Below are 20,216 nucleotides of genomic sequence, written 5' to 3' on the forward strand. Positions count from 1 at the left end.
TCTCCGTATCCGCGTTCACAGGCTCTCGGACAGATACGGACGCGCGCGGTGCGGTGCTCACCGCGGCGCCGGGGAACCCTCTCCGAAGGCCGCCGCCCGTGTCAGGAAGGCGAGTCGGGCGCGTTTCTCCGGCAAGTAGACCTCGGGGAGGTCGATTTCGGGAAGCACGATCTCTCCGGCGGGGACGAAGCCCTGCCGGGTCAGGCGGGCGATCGCCTTGGTGTTGCGGGCGTCGGGTTCGACCACGATCCGCTGCCGGTCGAGGCCGATCAGCGCGTACGTCGTGAACGCGTCCAGCAGGGCGGCCGACCAGCCCGGTCGGCCGCCGCCGGGTCCCGCGGGCCCGATCAGCAGGTGGACGCCGATGTCGCCGGGCCGCACCTCGTAGCACTCGCTGACGCGGTCAGCCTCGGGTTCGTAGGTCTGGAAGAGGGCCGCCGGAACACCGTCCTTGACCATGAGGAAGGCGTGATGGGTGTCGAGGGAGTCCAGGTGCAGATAGGTCTCCAGGACCTGCTCCTCGGTGAGCCCGTTCATCCCCCAGTGGACGGCCCGCTCGTGCGTGACCCAGTGGTGGACGACGTCGAGGTCGGCGCGCGGGTCGAGGCGCAGGACCCGCAGCGTGCCGAAGCCGTCGACCAGTTGCTCGTGCACGGGCTCGCGGTCGTCGCCGTACCGGTCAGTCATCGTGGTCCTCCGTGTTCTGCAGGGGCGCGCCGCCGTCCGCCGCGAGCCGGTCCCAGTCCGTGCACACGCGGGCGAGTTCTCCCGCGGCCCACAGGGGGAGCTGGTCGCGGTGGTGGTCCGAGCCGGGCACACCGTCGGCGCCGAACGGCACCACCCAGAGGCTGTCGTCCCGGTCGGCGAGGTCCCACACGTACCGGGCGGCGGGGCCCCGGGCGCTCAGGTCGGTGACGCCGGGCACCGCCGACGTGCACAGCACGCAGTCGTGGTCCCCGGAGAGCCCCGGCTCGTCGTACGGGGTACCGGGGACGGCACGCCAGGGCGCGAGCCGGTGGGTGTCCCCCCAGATGCGGGACGTCCGCCGGGCGGCCACCTCCTCCAGGGCCTCGCGGACCACGGCGTCGCGGTCGATGCCGTACAACTCCGGTGCCCGCAGCAGGTTTTCGAGGGCGAAGCCGACACGCGGGGTGAGGGCGAGCCAGGGGAGGAAGACCTCCGGGTACGCGGGCGGGTCGGCGAGGACGGCCAGCGCGGGGTGCGCGGCGAGGCGCCGTACGACCGCGTCACGCAGCGCCGCGAAGGCCGCCGCGTCGGCGCTGCCGGCGTCCATGTGCCGGTCCCAGCCCAGGAGCCGCTCGCGCAGCGCGGCCGCGTCGGCGCCGAGGTTCTCCCCGAGGCCGGGCAGGCGGTCCAACAGGGCCGCGGCGGAGGCGAGACGGGTGTCCATGTGCACGGCGGGCATGTCCGGTGCGGACCATGTCCGTGCCCCGTCGAGGAGCTGCCGGATGCGACGGGCGCGGTGCGGCGGGGCGAACTCCACGCCCAGCGGGGTGGCCGGGCCGCGCTGGTTCGCCATCACGGCGAGGCCGTCCTCGACCGGGCCGTACGGCATCTCGTGCCAGCCGTGCCACTCGTGTCCGGCCTCCCAGGCGGGCACGACCCGTGTGCGGTTGCCCTCACCGCGGACCGGGACGCGTCCCGCGACCCGGTGCAGAAGACCGCCCTCGGTGTCGGCGGCCTGTACGACGTTCACGGGCTCGGCCCACCGCTCGAACGCCCGGTCCACGTCCGCGACCCGGCGGGCGCGCAGCAGGGGGAGGAGCGCGCCGAAGCCGAGGTCCTCCGTGACCCGGGACGGGCAGCGCAGGCTGATGGTCTCCTCCGCGCCGATCCCGCCCACGACCACGGGCCCACGCTCCGTCTCGATCACCTCGACCTCGACGGGCTCGCCGCCGGCCACCTCGACGGTCTCCACGTGCCGTGCCACGGCCCGCCACGCGCCGTCCGGGCCCAGCGCCTCGACGGTCCCGCGGGGACCGGTGCCGGACTCCGCACCCCCGTCGGCCGGACCGCCGGGCGCCCGGCGCAGACGTTCGCGGTACAGGTCCTGGTAGTCGGCCATCGCGTTCGTGATGGCCCAGGCGACCGTTCCGGTGTGGCCGAAGTGGGCGATGCCGGGCACACCGGGGACGGCGAGACCGACGACGTCGAACTCGGGGCAGGCCAGATGGATCTGCTGGTAGACGCCCGGGGCCTCGATGAAGCGGTGGGGGTCACCGGCGATGACCGCGTGCCCGGTGACCGTGCGTGCGCCGCTCACCAGCCACCCGTTGCTCCCGGACGTGCCGGGCCCGTCCGTGGCGAACAGGGCGACCGCGTCGGCGCCCAGCCGCCGTACGACGTGCTCGCGCCACAGTTTCGCGGGGAATCCTGCGAACAGGATGTGCGTCCCCAGCCAGACGCCGAGCGGGCTCCACGGTTCCCAGCGGCCGGGGGCGAGCCCCGTCGCGGTGAACTCCGGTGCCCTGCGGGCCCCTTCGGTGAGCCCTTCGTTGACCCCGTCGACGTACGCGCGGATCCAGTCGGCGGTCTCCGGGTCGTTCTTCTCCAGGGCCGCGAAGCAGCGTCGCGCGGTGTCGTCGAGGCGGGCCTGCCGGGCGAGGCGGTCCCATGCGACGGCCTCGGCGCCGAGGAACGCGGCCGAGGTGCCCTGCGAGCGGTGGCGTTCGACCTCCAGCTGCCAGGCCCGGTCCACGGCGGTGACGCGGCCCTGCGCATGGGCGAGTTCTCGCACGCCGGTGGCGCGCAGATGGGGGATGCCCCAGGCGTCACGACGGATCTCGACGGTCACGTACCATCCCCACTTTCCTCAGGTTAGGCTAACCTTACTCACTCGCTCCGGGAGCGTACGTGCGGGGTGAGGAGTCCGTGCACCGGGCCACGACCGCGCGGCGCCACCGCGTACGCGGGATCATCGGTCCATGGACGTCACCCTTCACCTCGCCCAGCAACCCGAGGCCGACGAACTCCTCGGCCGCAGCCCGCTCGCCGCCCTCGTCGGCATGCTGCTGGACCAGCAGGTGCCCATGGAGTGGGCCTTCGCGGGGCCGTACACCATCGCCCGGCGGATGGGGGCGGACGACCTCGACGCGCACGAGATCGCCGCGTACGGCCCGGAGGAGTTCACCGCGCTGCTGTCCGCCAAGCCCGCCGTGCACCGGTACCCCGGCTCCATGGCCAAGCGCATCCAGCAGCTGTGCCAGTACCTCGTGGAGCACTACGACGGCGACCCCACGGCGCTGTGGAAGGACGTCGCCACCGGGGACGAACTGCTCCGGCGCCTCAAGGACCTCCCCGGCTACGGGCCCCAGAAGGCGCAGATCTTCCTCGCCCTCCTCGGGAAGCAGCTCGGGGTGCGCCCCAAGGGCTGGCGCGAGGCCGCCGGCGCCTACGGCGAAGCGAAGTCCTACCGCTCCGTGGCCGACATCACCGGACCCGAGTCGCTCGCCAGGGTGCGCGCGCACAAGCAGGAGATGAAGGCCGCCGCCAAGGCCGCGAAGGCCTCCGGCAACTGAGCAGGCCCTGTGCCCCCGGGCCCGACCGCGCGGCCCCTGGCAGCTGAGCCCGCTTCACGGCCCCCGGCGCCGGACCCGACCGCGTGGCCCTGCCGGCTGAGCCCGGCTCACGGCCCCGGCAGCTGAGCCGGACCGTGTGGTCCCCGGCAGCTGAACCCGGCCTTGCGGGCCGGGCCGCCGTGGCCGGGCCGCCGGTGGCCCCAGGATGCCCTCGGCACCCGGGCCGACCCGCTGCCGTCCGCACCCCGATCCCGGGCGTCCCGGGCGTGCGGGTCCGCAGCCCGGATGCGGAGAGACGGCGGCCGCGGGGACCCTCAGGTACGCCAACAGGGCGGATCTGCCGCCCGGACCGGTGCGGCGACGGGGTCCGAGGGGGACATGACCTCTCATGAGTCCCTTCCCGCGCCCCCCGCACCCGCTGCGCCGGTGCGCGCGGGCGCGGGAAGGGACTCGGGCCCGCCGCTGCGCACGACTCCTCGTCCTGCTGGTCGTCGCGATGCTCGCGGCCGGCCCTCATCCCGAGGCCCTCGCCGCCTCCGCGCCCAGCATCACCGCGGAATCCGGCGCCGCCGAGCACGACGTACTCGACACGGCCCTGCGTCCGCCGGTCCGCCAGGGCCACGGCACGCTCTCCCCGCTGCGCGTACCCGTGGCCGCGGGACTCCCGGAGCCGGAGCACCGGCTCGTCCTCGTCCGGGCCCCCGCGCCCGCCTCGCACTCCCCCGCCCTGCGGTCCCTCCGCTGCGTGGTGCTGCGCTGCTGACGGTCCCGGCCCTCGACCGGTCGCCCACCAGCGCGAACAAGCACACACACGAAGGACTCAGGACACAGCCATGCCCAGCGACCCCTACGCGGTGCTGCGCGCCCTGCTGCGCGCGGAGGCCGTACGCAACGCACCGAAGCCGGAACCCCGGACCGAGCCGGACGCCCAACTGCCGGACGGGCCACCCCCGCACACACCCCCGAAGGAACAGGGCGGCGACTGACGGAGCCGGCGGTCGCCCCTGCCCGGGGCGACCGCCCTACCTACGGCGCCGGGCCGTCCCGAAGATCGACCGGGTGATCTCGCGCCCGATCTGCGTCCCCACCGACCGGGCCAGCGACTTGAACAGACCGCTGCCGACGACCTGTTCGACGACCGAGGCCTCCTCCTTCGGACGCCGCCCGCCGGCGGACCGCGCGGCCTGCGGCGCATCCCGGCCGGTGTCCCGCTCCGCCGCCTGCGCGGCCTGCGCCGCCGTGAGCTTCTCGTACGCCGACTCCCGGTCCACCGCCTGCGCGTACCGCCCGTACAGCGGCGACCCCTGCACCGCCTGGTCCAGCGTCCCCGCATCGACCGGCCCCATCAGGGACTGCGGCGCCCGCAGCCGGGTCACCGCCACGGGCGTCGGCGCGCCCTTCTCGCTGAGCACGGTGACGACCGTCTCGCCGGTACCGAGACCGGTGAGGACCTCCTCCAGGTCGTACGCGGAGTCCGGGAAGGTCTTCACGGTGGCCTTCAGCGCCTTCTGGTCGTCCGGCGTGAACGCCCGCAGCGCGTGCTGGACGCGGTTGCCGAGCTGGGCGAGGACGTCGCCGGGGACGTCCTTCGGAGTCTGCGTCACGAAGAACACACCGACCCCCTTGGAACGGATCAGGCGCACGGTCTGCGTGATGGAGTCCAGGAAGGCCTTCGAGGCGTCGTTGAAGAGCAGGTGGGCCTCGTCGAAGAAGAAGACGAGCTTCGGCTTGTCCGCGTCGCCGACCTCAGGCAGATCGTGGAAGAGGTCGGCGAGCAGCCACATCAGGAAGGTCGAGAAGAGCTGCGGCTTGTCCTGGACCGCGGGGAGTTCGAGCACGGACACGACGCCGCGCCCCTCGGACGCCGTGCGCAGCAGCTCGCTCGTGTCGAACTCGGGCTCCCCGAAGAACGGGCTCATACCCTGCGCCTCGAACGCCGTGAGGGACCGGAGGATCACTCCCGCGGTCGCGGTCGACAACCCGCCGATGCCCTTCAGCTCCTGCTTGCCCTCGTCCGACGTCAGGAAGGCGACGACCGCGCGCAGATCCTTGAGGTCGACGAGCTCCAGGCCCTTCTGGTCCGCGTAGTGGAAGATCAGGCCGAGCGACTGCTCCTGCGTCCGGTTGAGCTGGAGCACCTTGGACAGCAGCACCGGGCCGAAGCTGGTGATCGTGGCGCGCAGCGGGATGCCGTGGCCCATGCCGCCGAGCGCGTAGAACTCGGCGGGACAGCCGGCCGGCGCCCACTCCTGGTGGACCTCGCCCGCACGCTCCTGGACCTTCGCGCCGGGCAGGCCGGGGGCCGAGACGCCGGAGACGTCGCCCTTGACGTCGGCGAGGAAGACGGGCACGCCCTGGGCCGACAGCTGTTCCGCGATCAGCTGGAGGGTCTTGGTCTTGCCGGTGCCGGTGGCGCCCGCGACGAGGCCGTGCCGGTTGAGCATCGGCAGCGGGACGCGGATCTGCGCGTCGGGCAGGCACCGGCCGTCCCAGATCAGGGCGCCCAGATCGAGAGCGGGACCGGAGAACGCGTATCCCGAGGCGATCTTCAGGGCCTCCTCGGGGAGCGCGGGTGCGCCACCGGTCGTCTCCGGGTGTCCCTCGGGGGTGGTGCCCGCAGTCCGGGGAGCGGCGTCCGGGGCGCCGCCCGTCGTCGGAGCGGCCGTGGCGGGATCCGTCCGGGGTCCGGTGGCCGCGGGCACGGTCTCGCTGTCACTCATATCGGACCCCTGTTCCCCATTTGCATGGATTTACGGCACCTTTTCCAGCGTCGCACTCCGTCGCCATGGCTGCGCCCGGAAGCTCTTGGCCGGTAGGCTTTCCGTGTGATCTTCAAGCGCATCGGAAACGGCCGGCCGTACCCCGACCACGGCCGGGAAAGCACCCGGCAGTGGGCGGACGTCGCGCCGCGCCCGGTCCGCCTCGATCAGCTCGTGACGACCAAGGGCCAGCTCGATCTGGAGACCCTCCTCGCCGAGGACTCCACCTTCTACGGCGACCTCTTCGCGCACGTCGTGAAATGGCAGGGCGACCTGTATCTGGAGGACGGCCTGCACCGCGCCGTCCGCGCGGCACTCCAGCAGCGCCAGGTGCTCCACGCGCGCGTGCTCGAACTCGACTGACGCGACCGGCCGGTCCGGTGGGAGCGACTCGCCCCGCGGACCGCAGCAGCCGACGGCCGTCCTCATCCCCCGGCCGCCCGCATCCCCCGGCCGCTCCGGCCGCCCGGAGCGACACGGCCGCGGATTCGGATGCGCCCGTACGGCCGCGGGAAACCCCGCGTCGACCTGGCGCCGCTCCCGACATTGACCCTTTTGGGTTGGACTGAGCTCCGTATGATGATCGTTTAGTAGGCATCATGGTCCGGGCGCACTACGCTGCGCCCATGAGCATGCTGACTCCCCCTGGCATGGGCGGCCAGTACCGGATCACGGGGGACAAGTACCCGCGGATGCGCCGACCCCGAGGGCGCCGCAGGCTCGCCTTCCTCGTCGTCGCCTCCGTCACCGCACTCGGGCTGATCGGGTGGGGGACCCTGCAGCTCATCGACGTCTTCACGGGCGGCGACAAGGCCTCGGCGAGTTCCGCGGGCTGCACGAAGAAGACCGGCGCCGCGGCCGAGGCGTCCCCGGCCGCCCGGACGTCCACGACGTCCGCCGCCGCCGGAGCCGTGCCCGAGCCCGGCCGGATCACCGTGAACGTCCTCAACGCCACGCCCCGCAGCGGGCTCGCCAAGAAGACCGCGGACGAGCTGAAGAAGCGCGGCTTCAAGATCGGCGACGTGGGCAACGCGACGGCCGCGTACGACAAGAAGGTCAAGGGCCCCGGGCTGCTGCTCGGCTCGAAGGCCGCCTACGCGACCGTGCTCCCCGTCCTCGGCACCCAGCTCTCCGGCGCCGAGCTGAAGACCGACGGACGCGCGAAGGCCACCGAGGTCGACCTCATCATCGGTACCGCCTTCACGTCGCTGACGAAGAAGGCGGACGCCGACAAGGCCCTGGCCGTCCTGGCCCAGCCGACACCGGCGCCCTCCGCCTCCAAGAAGAGCTGCTGACGCGAGGAGCCGCCGCCGGCCCGAGGGCCCGCGGCGGCTCCGGGAAACCGCTGCCTACTCCGCGGCGCCGTACATCCGGTCACCCGCGTCGCCCAGCCCCGGCACGATGTAGCCGTGCTCGTTGAGCCGTTCGTCGACCGACGCGGTCACGACCGTCACCGGCGTGCCCGCGAGCTCGCGCTCCATGACCTCGACGCCCTCGGGAGCGGCGAGCAGGACCACGGCGGTGACGTCGTCCGCACCGCGCTTGATCAGCTCCTGGATCGCCGCGACGAGCGTGCCGCCGGTGGCCAGCATCGGGTCGAGGACGTACACCTGACGGCCGGACAGGTCGTCCGGCATACGGGTGGCGTACGTGGAGGCCTGGAGCGTCTCCTCGTTGCGCACCATGCCCAGGAAGCCCACCTCGGCCGTCGGCAGCAGCCGCACCATGCCGTCGAGCATGCCGAGGCCCGCCCGCAGGATCGGCACGACGAGCGGGCGCGGGTAGGAGAGCTTGACGCCCGTGGTCGAGGCGACCGGGGTCGTGATGTCGACCTGCTCCGTGCGCACGTCGCGGGTGGCCTCGTAGGCGAGCAGGGTGACCAGCTCGTCGGCGAGCCGCCGGAAGGTCGCGGAATCGGTGCGCCGGTCGCGCAGGGTGGTGAGCTTATGGGCGACCAGGGGGTGGTCGACGACGTGGAGACGCATGTCGACAACAGTAGCCGGGGTCCGGCACCCCGCCACTGCCCAGCCCGGCAAGGCCCCGCCCGTACGTTCGCCCGGATGCCGGCATCAAACCGCCCACCGGAGGGAAAGTGGGAGGGACTGACCTGGGGTGGTGTGTCCATGCGGAACCGGGACGAGGAGCCCGCCGAGCAGCCCGAGACCGACGCCGAGCGCAGGAGGCGGCGCGCCCAGTTCCTCCGCGACCTGGCCGAGGCACGCGAGTTGCGCGACCGTGTCCAGCCGCGCCGCGCCAAGGCCGCACGCCTGCGCCACGCCATGCGCATGCGCACCTTCCGCTGGTAGCCGACCGCTCCGAACCGGCGTCCCGCCCACGCCGTGTGACCTCGTGTCCGGGCGAAGAGGTGCCCGCACGACACCGAGGGCCGCGTACGATCCGCTGTTAGCGATCAAAAGAGGCAGACACAGCAGGCCGAAGACGTCCCCTGAACGCTCTGTTTCTGCCACGATTCCGAGTGGGTGGGGCTCGGAGCTGCACGCCCCGCCCACAGCCTCCGCCGGGGGGACCCCCAACCGGCACGCCTATGACCAGTGGGAGAGTCACGGTGTACTTCGCCGCACTGCTCGCGCGCACCGAAGACGGGTGGGAAGCGAGCGACACAGAGCTCGACGATGTGGAAACCCTGTCGGATCTGACCGACCTGGCCCGTGAGGCCTCGGACGAGGACACGGTTCTCGTGCTGATCGAGCAGGAGGACGCCTGGTTCGGCGTCGTCCGCGTGGACGGCGAGGAGGACCCTCGTATCTACGTCTCGGACGCCGCCGCCGCGTCTCGCAGCTCGTACGGCGAGATCCTGCTCACGGACGAACTACTAGGACGGGAGCCCGGCGACGACGACGCCGACCTGGACTCCCTCGACCTCGACGGCACGGAGGACGGCGAACCCGAGTCCTCCGACGACGGGGACGACGAGACCGAGGCCGGCGACGCCGTGTCGCACAGCCCCGTCGGGGACCGCGACATCCTCGCGGACCTCGGAGTGAGCGAGAAGGAACTGCTCGCCCTGGACGAAGGCGACGCGCTCAGCACGATCGCCGACGCCCTGGGAGCGGCCGAGGTCCTGGAGACCGTCCGCTAGGTTCGCCCGGGTGAGCACCACTCATCAGGCACCCCGACCCGATCCCGTGCGCGACCGCTGGCGGGCCGCGATGCGGCTCGCCCTGGACGAGGCCCACCGGGCCGTCCGGGGCGGGGACGTTCCCGTCGGCGCCGTCGTGCTGTCCGCGGACGGTACGACGGTGCTCGCGACCGGACACAACGAGCGCGAGGTCACCCACGACCCGACGGCGCACGCCGAGATCCTCGCGCTGCGCCGTGCCGCCGCCGAGGTCGGCGAGTGGCGGCTGTCCGGGTGCACGCTCGTCGTCACCCTGGAACCGTGCACGATGTGCGCGGGCGCGCTCGTGCAGTCCCGGGTGGACCGGGTCGTGTACGGCGCCCGCGACGAGAAGGCGGGCGCGGCCGGCTCCCTCTGGGACCTCGTGCGCGACCGCCGGCTCAACCACCGCCCCGAGGTGATCGAGGGCGTCCTCGCGGACGAGTGCTCCCGGCTGCTCACCGACTTCTTCCGCGACCGCTGACCGCCGATCGCCGAGGCCCCTCAAACGGATTTCAGACCATGGCCCACCTTGGGGTAGGGTCTCCCTCGGTAGCGTGTCCGAGCGGCCGAAGGAGCTCGCCTCGAAAGCGAGTGTGGCGCAAGTCACCGAGGGTTCAAATCCCTCCGCTACCGCTTGAGAAGGGCCTCGTCGAGAGACGGGGCCCTTCGTGCGTCCCGCATCCCTTCGGCGTCCGGCCGCGCACGCCGGGCCGTCACGCCCCGGGCCGTCGTGCCCTCGCCCTCGCACCGCCGTGTCCGCGCGCCCGGGCCGTCCGTACGGGAAGAGCCCCGGCGCCGCTCAGTCGCCGGGGCTCTTTTTCCCTCGCCCGAGGAGAACGGGGGAAGCGGCATCGGGGGGACAAGCCGCTTCCCCCGACGGAGAGGACCCGCAAGTCCACGCCGCGCCATCGGGGAAGCGGCGGCGGGGACCCCGCAGTGGAGTCCGTCCCGGCCCCGCGGACTCCTGGTCGAGCCGCCGGGGTCCTTCCATCGTGGGCCGCGGCGTGTCCGGACGGGCCCGGCAAAAGACCTGGACCAGCGGGCCGTTGGTCCTTAAAAGCGGCGTGAAGGTTACACTCACCGCCGGCAACAGGGGGCCCACCGGGCGCAGAAGTCACAGGGAGGCCGCGATGGCGGTGAACTCGAAGAAGATCGCCATCTATGTGCTCGTGGTCTTCATCCTGTACGTGATCATCACCGATCCGGCCAAGGCCGCGGACTACGTGCAGATAGGGTTCGAGGGCATATCGAGTGCCGCTCAGGCCATCGGCGACTTCATGACGTGGATCGCCGACGGGGCGAAGAACTGAGAAGAACCGGTCCGGCGGGCGGCGCACAGAACCGCACCACCAGGGAGTGCCCGTGATCCGCCATCTGGTCCTCTTCAAGCTCAACGAGGGCGTCGAGCGCGACGACCCGCGCGTCGTCGAGGGTGTCGCCGCTTTCCGCGCGCTCGGCGACCAGATCCCCGAGCTCCGGTTCTGGGAATGCGACTGGAACATCACCGACCGGCCCATCGCGTACGACTTCGCGATCAACTCCGCCGTCGAGGACACCGACGCCCTGAAGCGCTACCTGGAGCACCCTGCCCACCAGGCGGGTGTCACTCTGTGGCGTGAGTTCGCGACCTGGGTGATCGCCGACTACCCCTTCTGAGCCCTCCCGGCGGCCACGGCTCCCCGGCCGCGCTCCGCCCACGTTCCACCTCCTCCTCGGCCCCCTCGCCACCTCGTCGGCCCCTCGCCGCAACGGGCGGGGGGCCTTTCGCGTACCGCGCCTCAACTCACCCTCAACACGGTGTTATGCGGTGCTTGCACACAGTGCACATGTCTTGTGATGCTATGACCGCTTTTGACGGAGAGTTGACGGATGAGTTGACGGATGAAGAGGTGGCGTTGACTGTGTCGGCCAGTACTGCGCCGCCCCAGGAGGGGGCCTCGGCTCCGGCCCAGGCGCCACCCCAGGACGTCACGCCGGAACGGCGCCGCGGCGCCGACACCCGCGCCCTCACTCAGGTCCTCTTCGGCCAGCTGAAGACCCTGGAACCGGGTACGCCGGAGCACAACCGCGTACGCGGCGCGCTCATCGAGGCGAACCTCCCGCTCGTGCGGTACGCGGCCGCCCGTTTCCGCTCCCGCAACGAGCCGATGGAGGACGTCGTCCAGGTCGGCACCATCGGGCTGATCAACGCGATCGACCGCTTCGACCCCGACCGGGGCGTGCAGTTCCCGACCTTCGCGATGCCGACGGTCGTCGGCGAGATCAAGCGGTACTTCCGCGACAACGTCCGCACCGTCCACGTACCGCGCCGCCTGCACGAGCTGTGGGTGCAGGTGAACAGCGCGACGGAGGACCTGACGACCGCCTTCGGCCGCTCGCCGACGACCGCCGAGATCGCGGAGCGGCTGCGCATCACCGAGGACGAGGTGCTCTCCTGCATCGAGGCGGGGCGCTCGTACCACGCCACCTCCCTCGAAGCGGCCCAGGAGGGCGACGGAATGCCGGGCCTGCTCGACCGGCTCGGCTACGAGGACCCGGCGCTCGACGGAGTCGAACACCGCGACCTCGTACGGCATCTGCTCGTACAACTGCCCGAACGCGAGCAGCGGATCCTGCTGCTGCGCTATTACAGCAACCTCACCCAGTCCCAGATCAGCGCCGAACTGGGTGTCTCGCAGATGCATGTGTCAAGGCTGCTCGCCCGCAGCTTCGCGCGTCTTCGATCCGCAAACAGGATCGAGGCGTAACCGACAGGAGCGAATCGCTCAACGGCGTCTTTCCCGACGGTTGCGTGCTGAAAAACCGTCAGACCCCCTCTTTCCAGGGCCTATTCACCCTCCCCATGTCGACATGTCACTACAGCGTGTTGCCGACATGTGACATTCTGCCGGAAGCGCGTTTGCCGCGGCCCCGCCTCCGGTATTCAGGTGGAGGCTGCGTTCCTCCGACGGGAGCGACTGCCGCGACCGTCCGCGACCCAAAGGGGGTGGCATGTCCGCAGACCAGGGCAGCTCGAAGGTGCTCACGCTCACGAAGAGCGAGGCAGCGCACGACGCGCTTCACGACGTCCCTGCCGCCGAGGCCCCGGAAGCCGTCACGGCACTCCCGGCCCCGGAAGCCATCGACACCCGCACCCTGTCCCGCTCCCTGTTCCTGCGGCTGACCGCGCTCGACGAGAACAGCCCCGAGCGCGCCTACGTCCGCGACACCCTCATCGAGCTCAACCTCCCGCTCGTGCGGTACGCGGCAGCCCGCTTCCGCTCCCGCAACGAGCCGATGGAGGACATCGTCCAGGTCGGCACCATCGGCCTGATCAAGGCGATCGACCGCTTCGACTGCGAACGCGGCGTGGAGTTCCCGACGTTCGCGATGCCCACGGTGGTCGGCGAGATCAAGCGGTTCTTCCGCGACACGTCATGGTCGGTCCGCGTCCCGCGCCGCCTCCAGGAGCTGCGCCTGGCCCTCACCAAGGCCAGCGACGAGCTGTCGCAGAAGCTCGACCGCTCCCCGACCGTCACCGAACTCGCCTCCGTGCTGGGCGTGTCCGAGGAGGACGTGGTCGACGGCCTCGCCGTCGGCAACGCGTACACCGCCTCCTCCCTCGACTCGCCGGCCCCCGAGGACGACGGCGGCGAGGGCTCCCTCGCGGACCGCCTCGGCTACGAGGACACGGCTCTGGAGGGCGTGGAGTACCGCGAGTCGCTCAAGCCGCTGCTGGCCAAGCTGCCGCCCCGCGAGCGCCGGATCATCATGCTGCGCTTCTTCGCCAACATGACGCAGTCGCAGATCGGCGAGGAGGTCGGCATCTCGCAGATGCACGTCTCACGACTGCTGACCAGGACCCTGGCGCAGCTGCGCGAAGGCCTCATCTCGGACTGAACGACCTACCGAGGGTTCATAATTGACGGATCGTCAGCCACACTGGCGCGATGCGTCGAGAGTCGATACGCGGTCGCCGTGGTGCCCTTGTGGCCGCCTCGGCGACCGTGGTCTGCCTGGGTGCCGTCCTGGCCGCCTGCGGGAGCGGCGGGGACGGTGACGGATATGTCGCCGTAGGGGCCGCCGGGGGGACGCCCGGTGCGTCCGGGGCCGTCGCGGCCCCCACGGGAGACGTGTCGCTGATGCCGCTGGACGGCGCGGCCGGGGATTCCGGGACTCCCGGCCGCAAGCAGAGTGCGGAGTCCGGGGGAGCGGACGCCACGGCATCGGCCCCGGGCTCGGGCTCGTCCGGCACGCTTCCGGACCCCGCCGCCGACCCCGGTGACTCCGGGAGCACCTCGGCCCCGTCGTCCGGGACCGGCGGATCCGGCCGTACGGGCACGGGTTCGGGCGGGACTGCGAGCCACGGCCCGTCATCGCCCGCCACGCCCCCGTCCGGATCGTCCGCGACGCCCGCCGGGCCCGCGGCGCTCGCCGTGGGCGCTCCCAGGCGCGAGGCCACCGATCAGCGGTGGTGCGAGAAGGTGACCGTCTCCTTCCGCAACACCGGTGGGACAGCGGTGCGTTCGGGCACGGTGACCTTCGGTACGCACATCATCGGGGCACTCGGGATCGACTGGGCGACGATCGAGTCGTCCGAGGACCTCCCCGCGCCGATCGCCGCCGGCACGAAGAAGGACAAGACGTGGACGGTGTGCGTCGACGCCTGGCGCGTGCCCCTGGGCATGCACATCGAGACGCAGGACGTGTCCGTCCACTGGAAGTAGGCCGAGGCGGGCCCGGCCGTCAGGGACGCGAGGGCGCACCCGGGCCGTTGCGCGGCCCTCCCCGGGCCGTCCGTCCGGCCCGGGACGGCTGTCGGCCGGACTACTTGAGCGCGAGCCAGGCCACGGCGGCCACGACCACCACGGCGAGGACGACGCCGACGATCAGACCGACGCGGGGACCCGCCGGAGCGGCCGCCTGCTGCTGCCGGCCCTGGGGGGCCTCGTCGACGAAGGCGCGGAACATCTGGGTGCTGCCCGCGGGGTCGTAGTTGCCCTCGGGGCCCTGGGTGTTAGCCATGAGCCAGGACCCTAGCGAATACGCGGGGCCCGCCCAAGTGCCGGGTTCCCCTTCATGGCGCGTGACGTGCTTCCCGGCCCGGCTGCCGCCCGCCCCGTCCGCCCCTGTTCCGCCGGAACGGCCCGGCGGGCCGCCGGTGGGGCTCACAGCGGGGCCGAAGGAGGGCACCCGGCCCCACCTGCGGGTTTACGTTCGCCAATACTTGCCTTTGCCAAGTTTTTATCCCGGCGACCCCGATTTAGTTTGCCTGCGGCAACCAACCTTCTTATGGTTGCCCTAAGCAACGAATACGGGAGGTGCGATGGCCGAGCAGGAGCAGTACGAGGAGTTGGCTCGTCAGCTCAGCGCCATCGGTGCCGTGAAAAGGGACATGGGCCGCATCCTGCCGCCCGACTGCCCAGGGGGGTCCGCCGCCGTGCTCACCCTGCTCGGGCGTTACGGCGAGATGCGGATGAGCCGGCTCGCGGAGCTTCTCTCCGTGGACATGTCGGTGACCAGCCGCCATGTCGCGCACGTCGCCGACCGGGGCTGGATCGAACGGTTCCCCGACCCGGCCGACAAGCGCTCACGCATCCTGCGCCTCACCGTCGCGGGCCAGGAGCAGCTCGACGAGCTGTCCCTGCGCACGTCGCGACTCCTCGCCGACCGGCTGAGCGACTGGTCCGACCACGAGGTCGGACTGCTCATCGAGCTCATGGGCCGGCTGCGCGAGAGCTTCGGCGACTGCCGGGCCACCCCGCGGCCTCCGCACCCGCATGCGACAGACGCAACAGAACTGACCACCCGTACACCCGCATAAGTACGTAAGAAAAGGAAGCCCATGGCAACGACCACACCAACCGGTGTGCGGGGCTCTCACGCCAAGCACGGAGGCGCCGCGGACGGCGCTCCGATGACGCACCGGCAGATCATGGAGGCGCTCTCCGGGCTGCTGCTCGGCATGTTCGTCGCGATCCTGTCGTCGACGATCGTCTCCAACGCACTCCCCGAGATCATCGGTGACCTGGGCGGCGGCCAGTCCGCCTACACCTGGGTCGTCACGGCCGCCCTGCTGTCCATGACCGCGGCGACACCCCTGTGGGGCAAGCTCGCCGACCTGTACAGCAAGAAGGCGCTCGTCCAGATAGCGCTGATCATCTACGTGCTGGGCTCGGCCGCGGCCGGTCTCTCCCAGAACGCCGGCATGCTCATCGCCTGCCGTGTCGTCCAGGGCATCGGCGTCGGCGGTCTGTCCGCCCTCGCGCAGATCGTGATGGCCGCGATGATCTCCCCGCGTGAGCGCGGCCGCTACTCCGGCTACCTCGGCGCCACGTTCGCCGTCGCAACCGTCGGCGGCCCGCTGCTGGGCGGTGTCATCACCGACACCAGCTGGCTCGGCTGGCGCTGGTGCTTCTACGTCGGTGTGCCCTTCGCCGTCATCGCGCTGATCGTGCTCCAGAAGACCCTGCACCTGCCCGTCGTGAAGCGCGAGGTCAAGGTCGACTGGAGCGGCGCGTTCTTCATCTCCGCCGCGGTCTCGCTGCTGCTGGTCTGGGTCACCTTCGCCGGTGACAAGTACGACTGGATCTCGTGGCAGACCTACGCGATGGTCGGCGGCGCGGTCGTCCTCGGCCTGCTGTTCATCCTGGTCGAGTCGAAGGCCAGCGAGCCGATCATCCCGCTGCGGCTGTTCCGCAACCGCACCATCACCCTGTCCTCCCTCGCGTCCCTCTTCGTGGGTGTCGCGATGTTCACCGGCACGGTCTTCTTCAGCCAGTACTTCCAGCTGGCCCGCGACAAGTCCCCGACGATGTCGGGCGTCATGACCATCCCGATGATCGGCGGCCTGTTCGTCTCCTCCACGGTCTCCGGCCAGATCATCACCAAGACCGGCAAGTGGAAGGTCTGGCTGGTCTCCGGCGGCCTCCTGGTCACGGCGGGCCTCGGCCTGCTCGGCACCATCCGCTACGACACGACCTACTGGCACATCGCGATCTTCATGGCGCTGCTGGGTCTCGGCATCGGCATGATGATGCAGAACCTGGTGCTGTCCACGCAGAACCAGGTGACGCCGGCCGACCTCGGCGCGGCCAGCTCCACGGTGACGTTCTTCCGTTCCCTCGGCGGTGCGATCGGCGTGTCCGCGCTCGGCGCGATCATGGCCCACCGGATCACCGACTACGTCAAGGACGGCCTGACCGACCTCGGCCCGAAGTACGCCTCCCTGGCCGGTTCCGGCTCCGACGCGAGCATCCCGGACATGGACAAGCTGCCCCGGCCGCTGCGCACCGTGATGGAGAGCGCGTACGGCCACGGCATCGCGGACGTCTTCATGATCGCCGCGGGCATGGCGCTGATCGCCTTCCTGATCGTGCTGTTCATCAAGGAGGTCCCGCTGCGGACCTCGGGCGCACTGGCCCAGGCCGCGGCCGAGCAGACCGGCACCCCGGCCTCCGAGGCCCCGGCCGCCGCTGCGGCGCCCGCCGCGGAGGCCCCCGCAGAGAAGATCCCGAGCTGGGCGGCGGCCGTCGCCGGGTCGGATGCGGAGACCGCCCCCGAGGGCACCCAGCGGCTCGCCGCCGTCGCCACCGCGACGCAGGGGTCCACCCCGCTGCCCGCGTCCGGCGGCATCCCGGTCCGCGGCTACGTCCGCGGCGCGGAGAGCTCGCCCGTCCCGCAGGCCGCCGTCACGCTGATCTCGCTCGCGGGACGCCAGCTGGGCCGCTCGGTCGCACAGCTCGACGGCTCCTACGCGCTCGACGCCCCCGGTGTCGGCTCCTACGTCCTGATCGCGTCCGCCGACGGCTTCCAGCCGCAGGCCTCGACGGTCGTCGTGAACGACGAGCCGGTCGCCTACGACATCCTGCTGAGCGGCACGAGCGGGCTGAGCGGTGTCGTGCGGGCCGCCGACAGCGGCACCCCGGTCAAGGACGCCATGGTCATCGTGACCGACGTGCGCGGTGACGTGCTGGCCACCGGCACCACCGGTCAGCAGGGCGAGTTCACCTTCGCCGAGCTGGTCCCGGGTCCGGTGACCATCGCGGTGAACGCGGCGGGCCACCGTCCGCAGGCCCTGCCCGTCGAGGTCGGCGGCACCGGGGTCACCCGGGTCGAGGTCGAGCTCAGCGCGGGTGCCCAGGTCCAGGGCGTCGTACGGGCGCCGTTCGGTCCCCTCGCGGACGCCCGCGTGACCCTGGTGGACGCGGCGGGCAACGTGGTCGGCACGGCCAGGACCGGTGCGGACGGCGCGTACGCCTTCACCGACCTGGACGGCGGCGAGTACACCGTCATCGCCACGGGCTACCCGCCGGTGGCCACGGCGCTGACCGTCAACGGCTCCGGCGTCGACGACCACACCATCGAACTCGCCCACCCCGGCGAGTAGTTCGAACCCCGGCCCGTGGGGACGCGCGCACTCTGAGCGGAGGTGCGCCCCCACGGGCCGGTCTCATTGCTGCATCGCAAGGAGTTTGACCATGGGACTGACCGCGAAGATCCGTACGCGGGACGGATGGGCCGTGTCGCACGCGGTCGTCACGGTGACCGACACGACGGGCAGCCAGGTGGTGCGGGCCGAGGCCGACGCGGACGGGGCCGTTCAGGACACCACCGCCCTGGCCCCCGGCGCCTACACGGTGATCGTCACCGCGGTCGGATACGCGCCCGCCGCGTCCAGCGCCATCGTCACGGCGAGCGGCCGTGCCGAGATCGGTCAGGTCACCCTCGCCCGGCAGGGCGGCACCGAACTCCCGCCGCCCGGCCCCTGGACCATCGACCCGGCCCACTCCTCCGTCGGCGCGGTGGCCCAGCACCTCGGGATCTCCAGCGTCCACGGCCGCTTCACCGACTTCTCCGGAACGATCGAGATCGCGCCCGACCACGTGGCCAAGTCCCGGGTCGAGGCGACGATCTCCGCCGCCTCGATCGACACCGGCAACGGCATGCGCGACGGGCACCTCAGGTCGCCGGACTTCCTCGACGTCGAGCAGTACCCGGTGATCACCTACCGGTCGGTGGGGGTGAGCCCCGCCGGCTCCGACCACTGGACGGTGCACGGCCGGCTCACCATGCACGGCGTCGTCCGCCCGGTCGACCTCGACCTCGCCTACCTCGGAACGGGAGCCGACCCGTGGGGCGGCACACGCGCCGCCTTCCGGGCCACCGCCGAGCTCCACCGGGAGGACTTCGCCATGAACTACAACCAGGTGGTCCAGGCGGGCATCTCGGCGATCGGTACGACGCTCAAGGTGGAGCTGGACATCCAGGCGGTCCAGGGCGAGTCGCTGCCGGCCGCGTGAGCCGCCGGGCCCGGCTCACGCGTCGCCCCGGCCCGCGTCGACGATCCGCCGGGCCAGTTCGCGCAGCTTGACGTTCTCCCGCTGGGATATCCGCACCAGACTGTCGAAGGCCTCCGCCGCGTCGGTGTCGAGGCGCTCCATGAGGATGCCCGTGGCCTGCCCGATCAGGTCGCGGGTACGCATGGCCTCGGTGAGCTGTTCGCGCACCGTCGCCGACTCCAGGGCGATGCTGACGTGTGCGGTGAACAGCCGGCCGATCCGGGTGGCCGAGTCGTCGAAGGCCCGCGGCTTGCGCGCGTACGCCGTCAGTACGGTGATCCGGCGCCGGTCGGCGCGCAGCCGCAGCGACAGCACCGAGCGCAGCCCGAGACCGGACAGCCCGAGCTCGCCGTCCGCGGACGCGCTGTCCTCGATGCTGGCGACGGGCGCGGTCCACAGTCGGCTCCAGTACGGATGGTCCTGCCGGCCCGTGTTCAGGGAGTCGGCCAGACGCACGACCTCGTCGGTCCACACGAGGGTCCGGTGCGTGTCGCGTTCGATGACCGAGATCCCGGCGTGCTCGGCGCCGGGCAGCAGGTGCACGGCGAGCCGGGCCGCGGTGCGCAGGGTGCCGTGGGGGCTCGGCGTCTCGTGCAGTCGCTGAGCGGCCGCCGTCAGGGCTTCGGCCAGCTCAACACCCGCCGCAAAACGGGACAATTCAGAAAACTCGGACGCAGTCACCACGAACCTCTTCGGCATGCACGGCCGAACGGCCGTGCGCAGGAGAGCTCCGCAGCACATTCCTGACTGCGAGCACAGGACGAGCAGCACTTTAGCCGTTCCGACGCGGCTGGGCGCGACCCGCCGGGAGGCCGCCACGGCCGCCGTCCGCGTCCGCGCCGTAGGCTGTCCGCATGGCTCCCAACATCGCGACGAACACCGCTGTCTCCCGGGACGACTTGCTGGACTTCGTGCGTCCCCGGCACCGCGCCATCCTGCTCACCCGCCGTGCCGACGGAAGCCCGCAGGGCTCGCCGCTGACCTGTGGTGTCGACGACTCGGGCCGTATCGTCGTGTCGACCTACCCGGAGCGGGCCAAGACCCGCAACGCCAAGCGCGACGAGCGCGTCAGCCTGATCATTCTGAGCGACGACTGGAACGGTCCCTGGGTCCAGGTCGACGGTACGGCCGAGGTGATCGACTCCCCCGACTCCGTCGAGCCTCTCGTCGAGTACTACCGCAACATCGCGGGGGAGCATCCGGACTGGGACGAGTACCGCGCGGCGATGCGGAAGCAGGGCAAGTCGATCATTCGCGTCACCCCCACGCGCTGGGGGCCGGTGGCGACGGGCGGTTTCCCCGCACGCCTGTCCCAGGACTGACCCCGGGTTCCTTCGCCCCCTCCGCCCCTACCCGACCCAGCACCCCGGGGGCTCCGCCCCCGGACCCCCGATCGGCCGGAACGGCCTCGTCCTCAAACGCCGGACGGGCTGAACAGTGCCCCCCGGCCCCGGAGGTGTGCGGGAACCCGCGACGA

Annotated in this window: 23 protein-coding genes and 1 tRNA gene; 18 read left to right on the top strand and 6 right to left on the bottom strand. The window is 71.8% G+C overall.

All coding sequences use genetic code 11. From position 1 onward, the window contains the following. Nucleotides 1-57 precede the first annotated feature (57 nt). Nucleotides 58-687, bottom strand: coding sequence for a GNAT family N-acetyltransferase (locus ACZ4IF_RS09930; protein ID WP_467561260.1), 630 nt, complete (start codon nucleotides 685-687; stop codon nucleotides 58-60). Continuing rightward, on the bottom strand, nucleotides 680-2,815 hold the full coding sequence (locus ACZ4IF_RS09935) for a penicillin acylase family protein (protein WP_467561262.1): 2,136 nt from the start codon (nucleotides 2,813-2,815) through the stop codon (nucleotides 680-682). The genes ACZ4IF_RS09930 and ACZ4IF_RS09935 overlap by 8 nt, the downstream gene beginning before the upstream one ends. 130 nt (nucleotides 2,816-2,945) lie before the next feature. Here ACZ4IF_RS09935 and ACZ4IF_RS09940 point away from each other — a divergent pair, with 130 nt between their 5' ends. The 3 genes from ACZ4IF_RS09940 to ACZ4IF_RS09950 all read left to right on the top strand — a co-directional run bounded on the left by ACZ4IF_RS09940 (nucleotide 2,946) and on the right by ACZ4IF_RS09950 (nucleotide 4,525). Beyond that, a complete protein-coding gene (locus tag ACZ4IF_RS09940) occupies nucleotides 2,946-3,539 on the top strand; it encodes an HhH-GPD-type base excision DNA repair protein (protein WP_467561264.1) in 594 nt (197 codons plus the stop codon). Between the two features lie 388 nt (nucleotides 3,540-3,927). Then, a complete protein-coding gene (locus ACZ4IF_RS09945; RefSeq protein ID WP_467561266.1) occupies nucleotides 3,928-4,302 on the top strand; it encodes a hypothetical protein in 375 nt (124 codons plus the stop codon). A 70-nt stretch (nucleotides 4,303-4,372) separates the two neighbouring features. Beyond that, on the top strand, nucleotides 4,373-4,525 hold the full coding sequence (locus tag ACZ4IF_RS09950) for a hypothetical protein (protein WP_179332488.1): 153 nt from the start codon (nucleotides 4,373-4,375) through the stop codon (nucleotides 4,523-4,525). Nucleotides 4,526-4,561: 36 nt separating this feature from the next. Here ACZ4IF_RS09950 and ACZ4IF_RS09955 read toward each other — a convergent pair whose 3' ends face one another. After that, a complete protein-coding gene (locus tag ACZ4IF_RS09955) occupies nucleotides 4,562-6,259 on the bottom strand; it encodes a helicase HerA-like domain-containing protein (protein ID WP_467561268.1) in 1,698 nt (565 codons plus the stop codon). A gap of 105 nt (nucleotides 6,260-6,364) precedes the next feature. Between ACZ4IF_RS09955 and ACZ4IF_RS09960 the strand changes: the two genes are divergently transcribed. Together ACZ4IF_RS09960 and ACZ4IF_RS09965 are read left to right on the top strand one after the other, a co-directional pair. After that, nucleotides 6,365-6,661: a type II toxin-antitoxin system VapB family antitoxin gene (locus ACZ4IF_RS09960; RefSeq protein ID WP_003999914.1), complete on the top strand. Its 297-nt coding sequence runs from the start codon at nucleotides 6,365-6,367 to the stop codon at nucleotides 6,659-6,661. 287 nt (nucleotides 6,662-6,948) lie between these two features. Further along, nucleotides 6,949-7,593 (top strand): LytR C-terminal domain-containing protein, encoded by a 645-nt coding sequence (locus tag ACZ4IF_RS09965; protein ID WP_095935325.1) that lies wholly within the window; start codon nucleotides 6,949-6,951, stop codon nucleotides 7,591-7,593. 54 nt (nucleotides 7,594-7,647) lie between these two features. Here ACZ4IF_RS09965 and upp read toward each other — a convergent pair whose 3' ends face one another. Continuing rightward, entirely contained in the window at nucleotides 7,648-8,283 is a 636-nt protein-coding gene (upp, locus tag ACZ4IF_RS09970; protein WP_028804504.1) for a uracil phosphoribosyltransferase, read from the bottom strand. A 138-nt stretch (nucleotides 8,284-8,421) separates the two neighbouring features. Here upp and ACZ4IF_RS09975 point away from each other — a divergent pair, with 138 nt between their 5' ends. From ACZ4IF_RS09975 to ACZ4IF_RS10015, 9 genes are all read left to right on the top strand, one after another. Beyond that, on the top strand, nucleotides 8,422-8,604 hold the full coding sequence (locus ACZ4IF_RS09975) for a hypothetical protein (RefSeq protein WP_095935326.1): 183 nt from the start codon (nucleotides 8,422-8,424) through the stop codon (nucleotides 8,602-8,604). Between the two features lie 260 nt (nucleotides 8,605-8,864). Next, nucleotides 8,865-9,398: a tRNA adenosine deaminase-associated protein gene (locus ACZ4IF_RS09980; RefSeq protein WP_467561765.1), complete on the top strand. Its 534-nt coding sequence runs from the start codon at nucleotides 8,865-8,867 to the stop codon at nucleotides 9,396-9,398. 70 nt (nucleotides 9,399-9,468) lie between these two features. Continuing rightward, nucleotides 9,469-9,900, top strand: a complete 432-nt coding sequence (gene tadA / locus ACZ4IF_RS09985; RefSeq protein ID WP_359495016.1) for a tRNA adenosine(34) deaminase TadA — start codon at nucleotides 9,469-9,471, stop codon at nucleotides 9,898-9,900. A gap of 67 nt (nucleotides 9,901-9,967) precedes the next feature. Further along, nucleotides 9,968-10,052, top strand: a tRNA-Ser gene (locus tag ACZ4IF_RS09990). A 497-nt stretch (nucleotides 10,053-10,549) separates the two neighbouring features. Further along, the gene (locus ACZ4IF_RS09995; protein ID WP_028804500.1) at nucleotides 10,550-10,729 is read left to right on the top strand and encodes a hypothetical protein; all 180 of its coding nucleotides are present in this window, start codon (nucleotides 10,550-10,552) and stop codon (nucleotides 10,727-10,729) included. Nucleotides 10,730-10,781: 52 nt separating this feature from the next. Next, entirely contained in the window at nucleotides 10,782-11,075 is a 294-nt protein-coding gene (locus ACZ4IF_RS10000) for a Dabb family protein (protein WP_095935328.1), read from the top strand. Nucleotides 11,076-11,260: 185 nt separating this feature from the next. Next, nucleotides 11,261-12,166: an RNA polymerase sigma factor SigF gene (locus ACZ4IF_RS10005; protein WP_467561271.1), complete on the top strand. Its 906-nt coding sequence runs from the start codon at nucleotides 11,261-11,263 to the stop codon at nucleotides 12,164-12,166. A gap of 244 nt (nucleotides 12,167-12,410) precedes the next feature. Continuing rightward, on the top strand, nucleotides 12,411-13,298 hold the full coding sequence (locus ACZ4IF_RS10010) for an RNA polymerase sigma factor SigF (RefSeq protein WP_467561273.1): 888 nt from the start codon (nucleotides 12,411-12,413) through the stop codon (nucleotides 13,296-13,298). Nucleotides 13,299-13,348: 50 nt separating this feature from the next. After that, nucleotides 13,349-14,125, top strand: coding sequence for a hypothetical protein (locus ACZ4IF_RS10015; protein WP_467561275.1), 777 nt, complete (start codon nucleotides 13,349-13,351; stop codon nucleotides 14,123-14,125). Nucleotides 14,126-14,225: 100 nt separating this feature from the next. Here ACZ4IF_RS10015 and ACZ4IF_RS10020 read toward each other — a convergent pair whose 3' ends face one another. Further along, nucleotides 14,226-14,423 carry a hypothetical protein gene (locus ACZ4IF_RS10020; RefSeq protein WP_028804495.1) on the bottom strand — a complete coding sequence of 66 codons (198 nt, stop codon included), beginning with the start codon at nucleotides 14,421-14,423 and terminating at the stop codon, nucleotides 14,226-14,228. A gap of 301 nt (nucleotides 14,424-14,724) precedes the next feature. Between ACZ4IF_RS10020 and ACZ4IF_RS10025 the strand changes: the two genes are divergently transcribed. The 3 genes from ACZ4IF_RS10025 (at nucleotide 14,725) to ACZ4IF_RS10035 (ending at nucleotide 18,700) form a co-directional block, all read left to right on the top strand. After that, on the top strand, nucleotides 14,725-15,222 hold the full coding sequence (locus ACZ4IF_RS10025) for a MarR family winged helix-turn-helix transcriptional regulator (RefSeq protein ID WP_028804494.1): 498 nt from the start codon (nucleotides 14,725-14,727) through the stop codon (nucleotides 15,220-15,222). 93 nt (nucleotides 15,223-15,315) lie between these two features. Continuing rightward, nucleotides 15,316-17,787 carry an MFS transporter gene (locus ACZ4IF_RS10030; RefSeq protein ID WP_467561768.1) on the top strand — a complete coding sequence of 824 codons (2,472 nt, stop codon included), beginning with the start codon at nucleotides 15,316-15,318 and terminating at the stop codon, nucleotides 17,785-17,787. A 91-nt stretch (nucleotides 17,788-17,878) separates the two neighbouring features. Beyond that, nucleotides 17,879-18,700 (top strand): YceI family protein, encoded by an 822-nt coding sequence (locus ACZ4IF_RS10035; protein WP_467561277.1) that lies wholly within the window; start codon nucleotides 17,879-17,881, stop codon nucleotides 18,698-18,700. Between the two features lie 15 nt (nucleotides 18,701-18,715). Here ACZ4IF_RS10035 and ACZ4IF_RS10040 read toward each other — a convergent pair whose 3' ends face one another. Further along, a complete protein-coding gene (locus ACZ4IF_RS10040; protein ID WP_467561279.1) occupies nucleotides 18,716-19,438 on the bottom strand; it encodes a GAF and ANTAR domain-containing protein in 723 nt (240 codons plus the stop codon). A 155-nt stretch (nucleotides 19,439-19,593) separates the two neighbouring features. On the opposite strand from ACZ4IF_RS10040, the gene ACZ4IF_RS10045 reads away from it, so the two are divergent. Continuing rightward, a complete protein-coding gene (locus tag ACZ4IF_RS10045; protein WP_467561281.1) occupies nucleotides 19,594-20,061 on the top strand; it encodes a PPOX class F420-dependent oxidoreductase in 468 nt (155 codons plus the stop codon). The last annotated feature ends 155 nt before the right edge of the window (nucleotides 20,062-20,216 follow it).

The organism is Streptomyces sp. NPDC025784 (assembly GCF_055558435.1).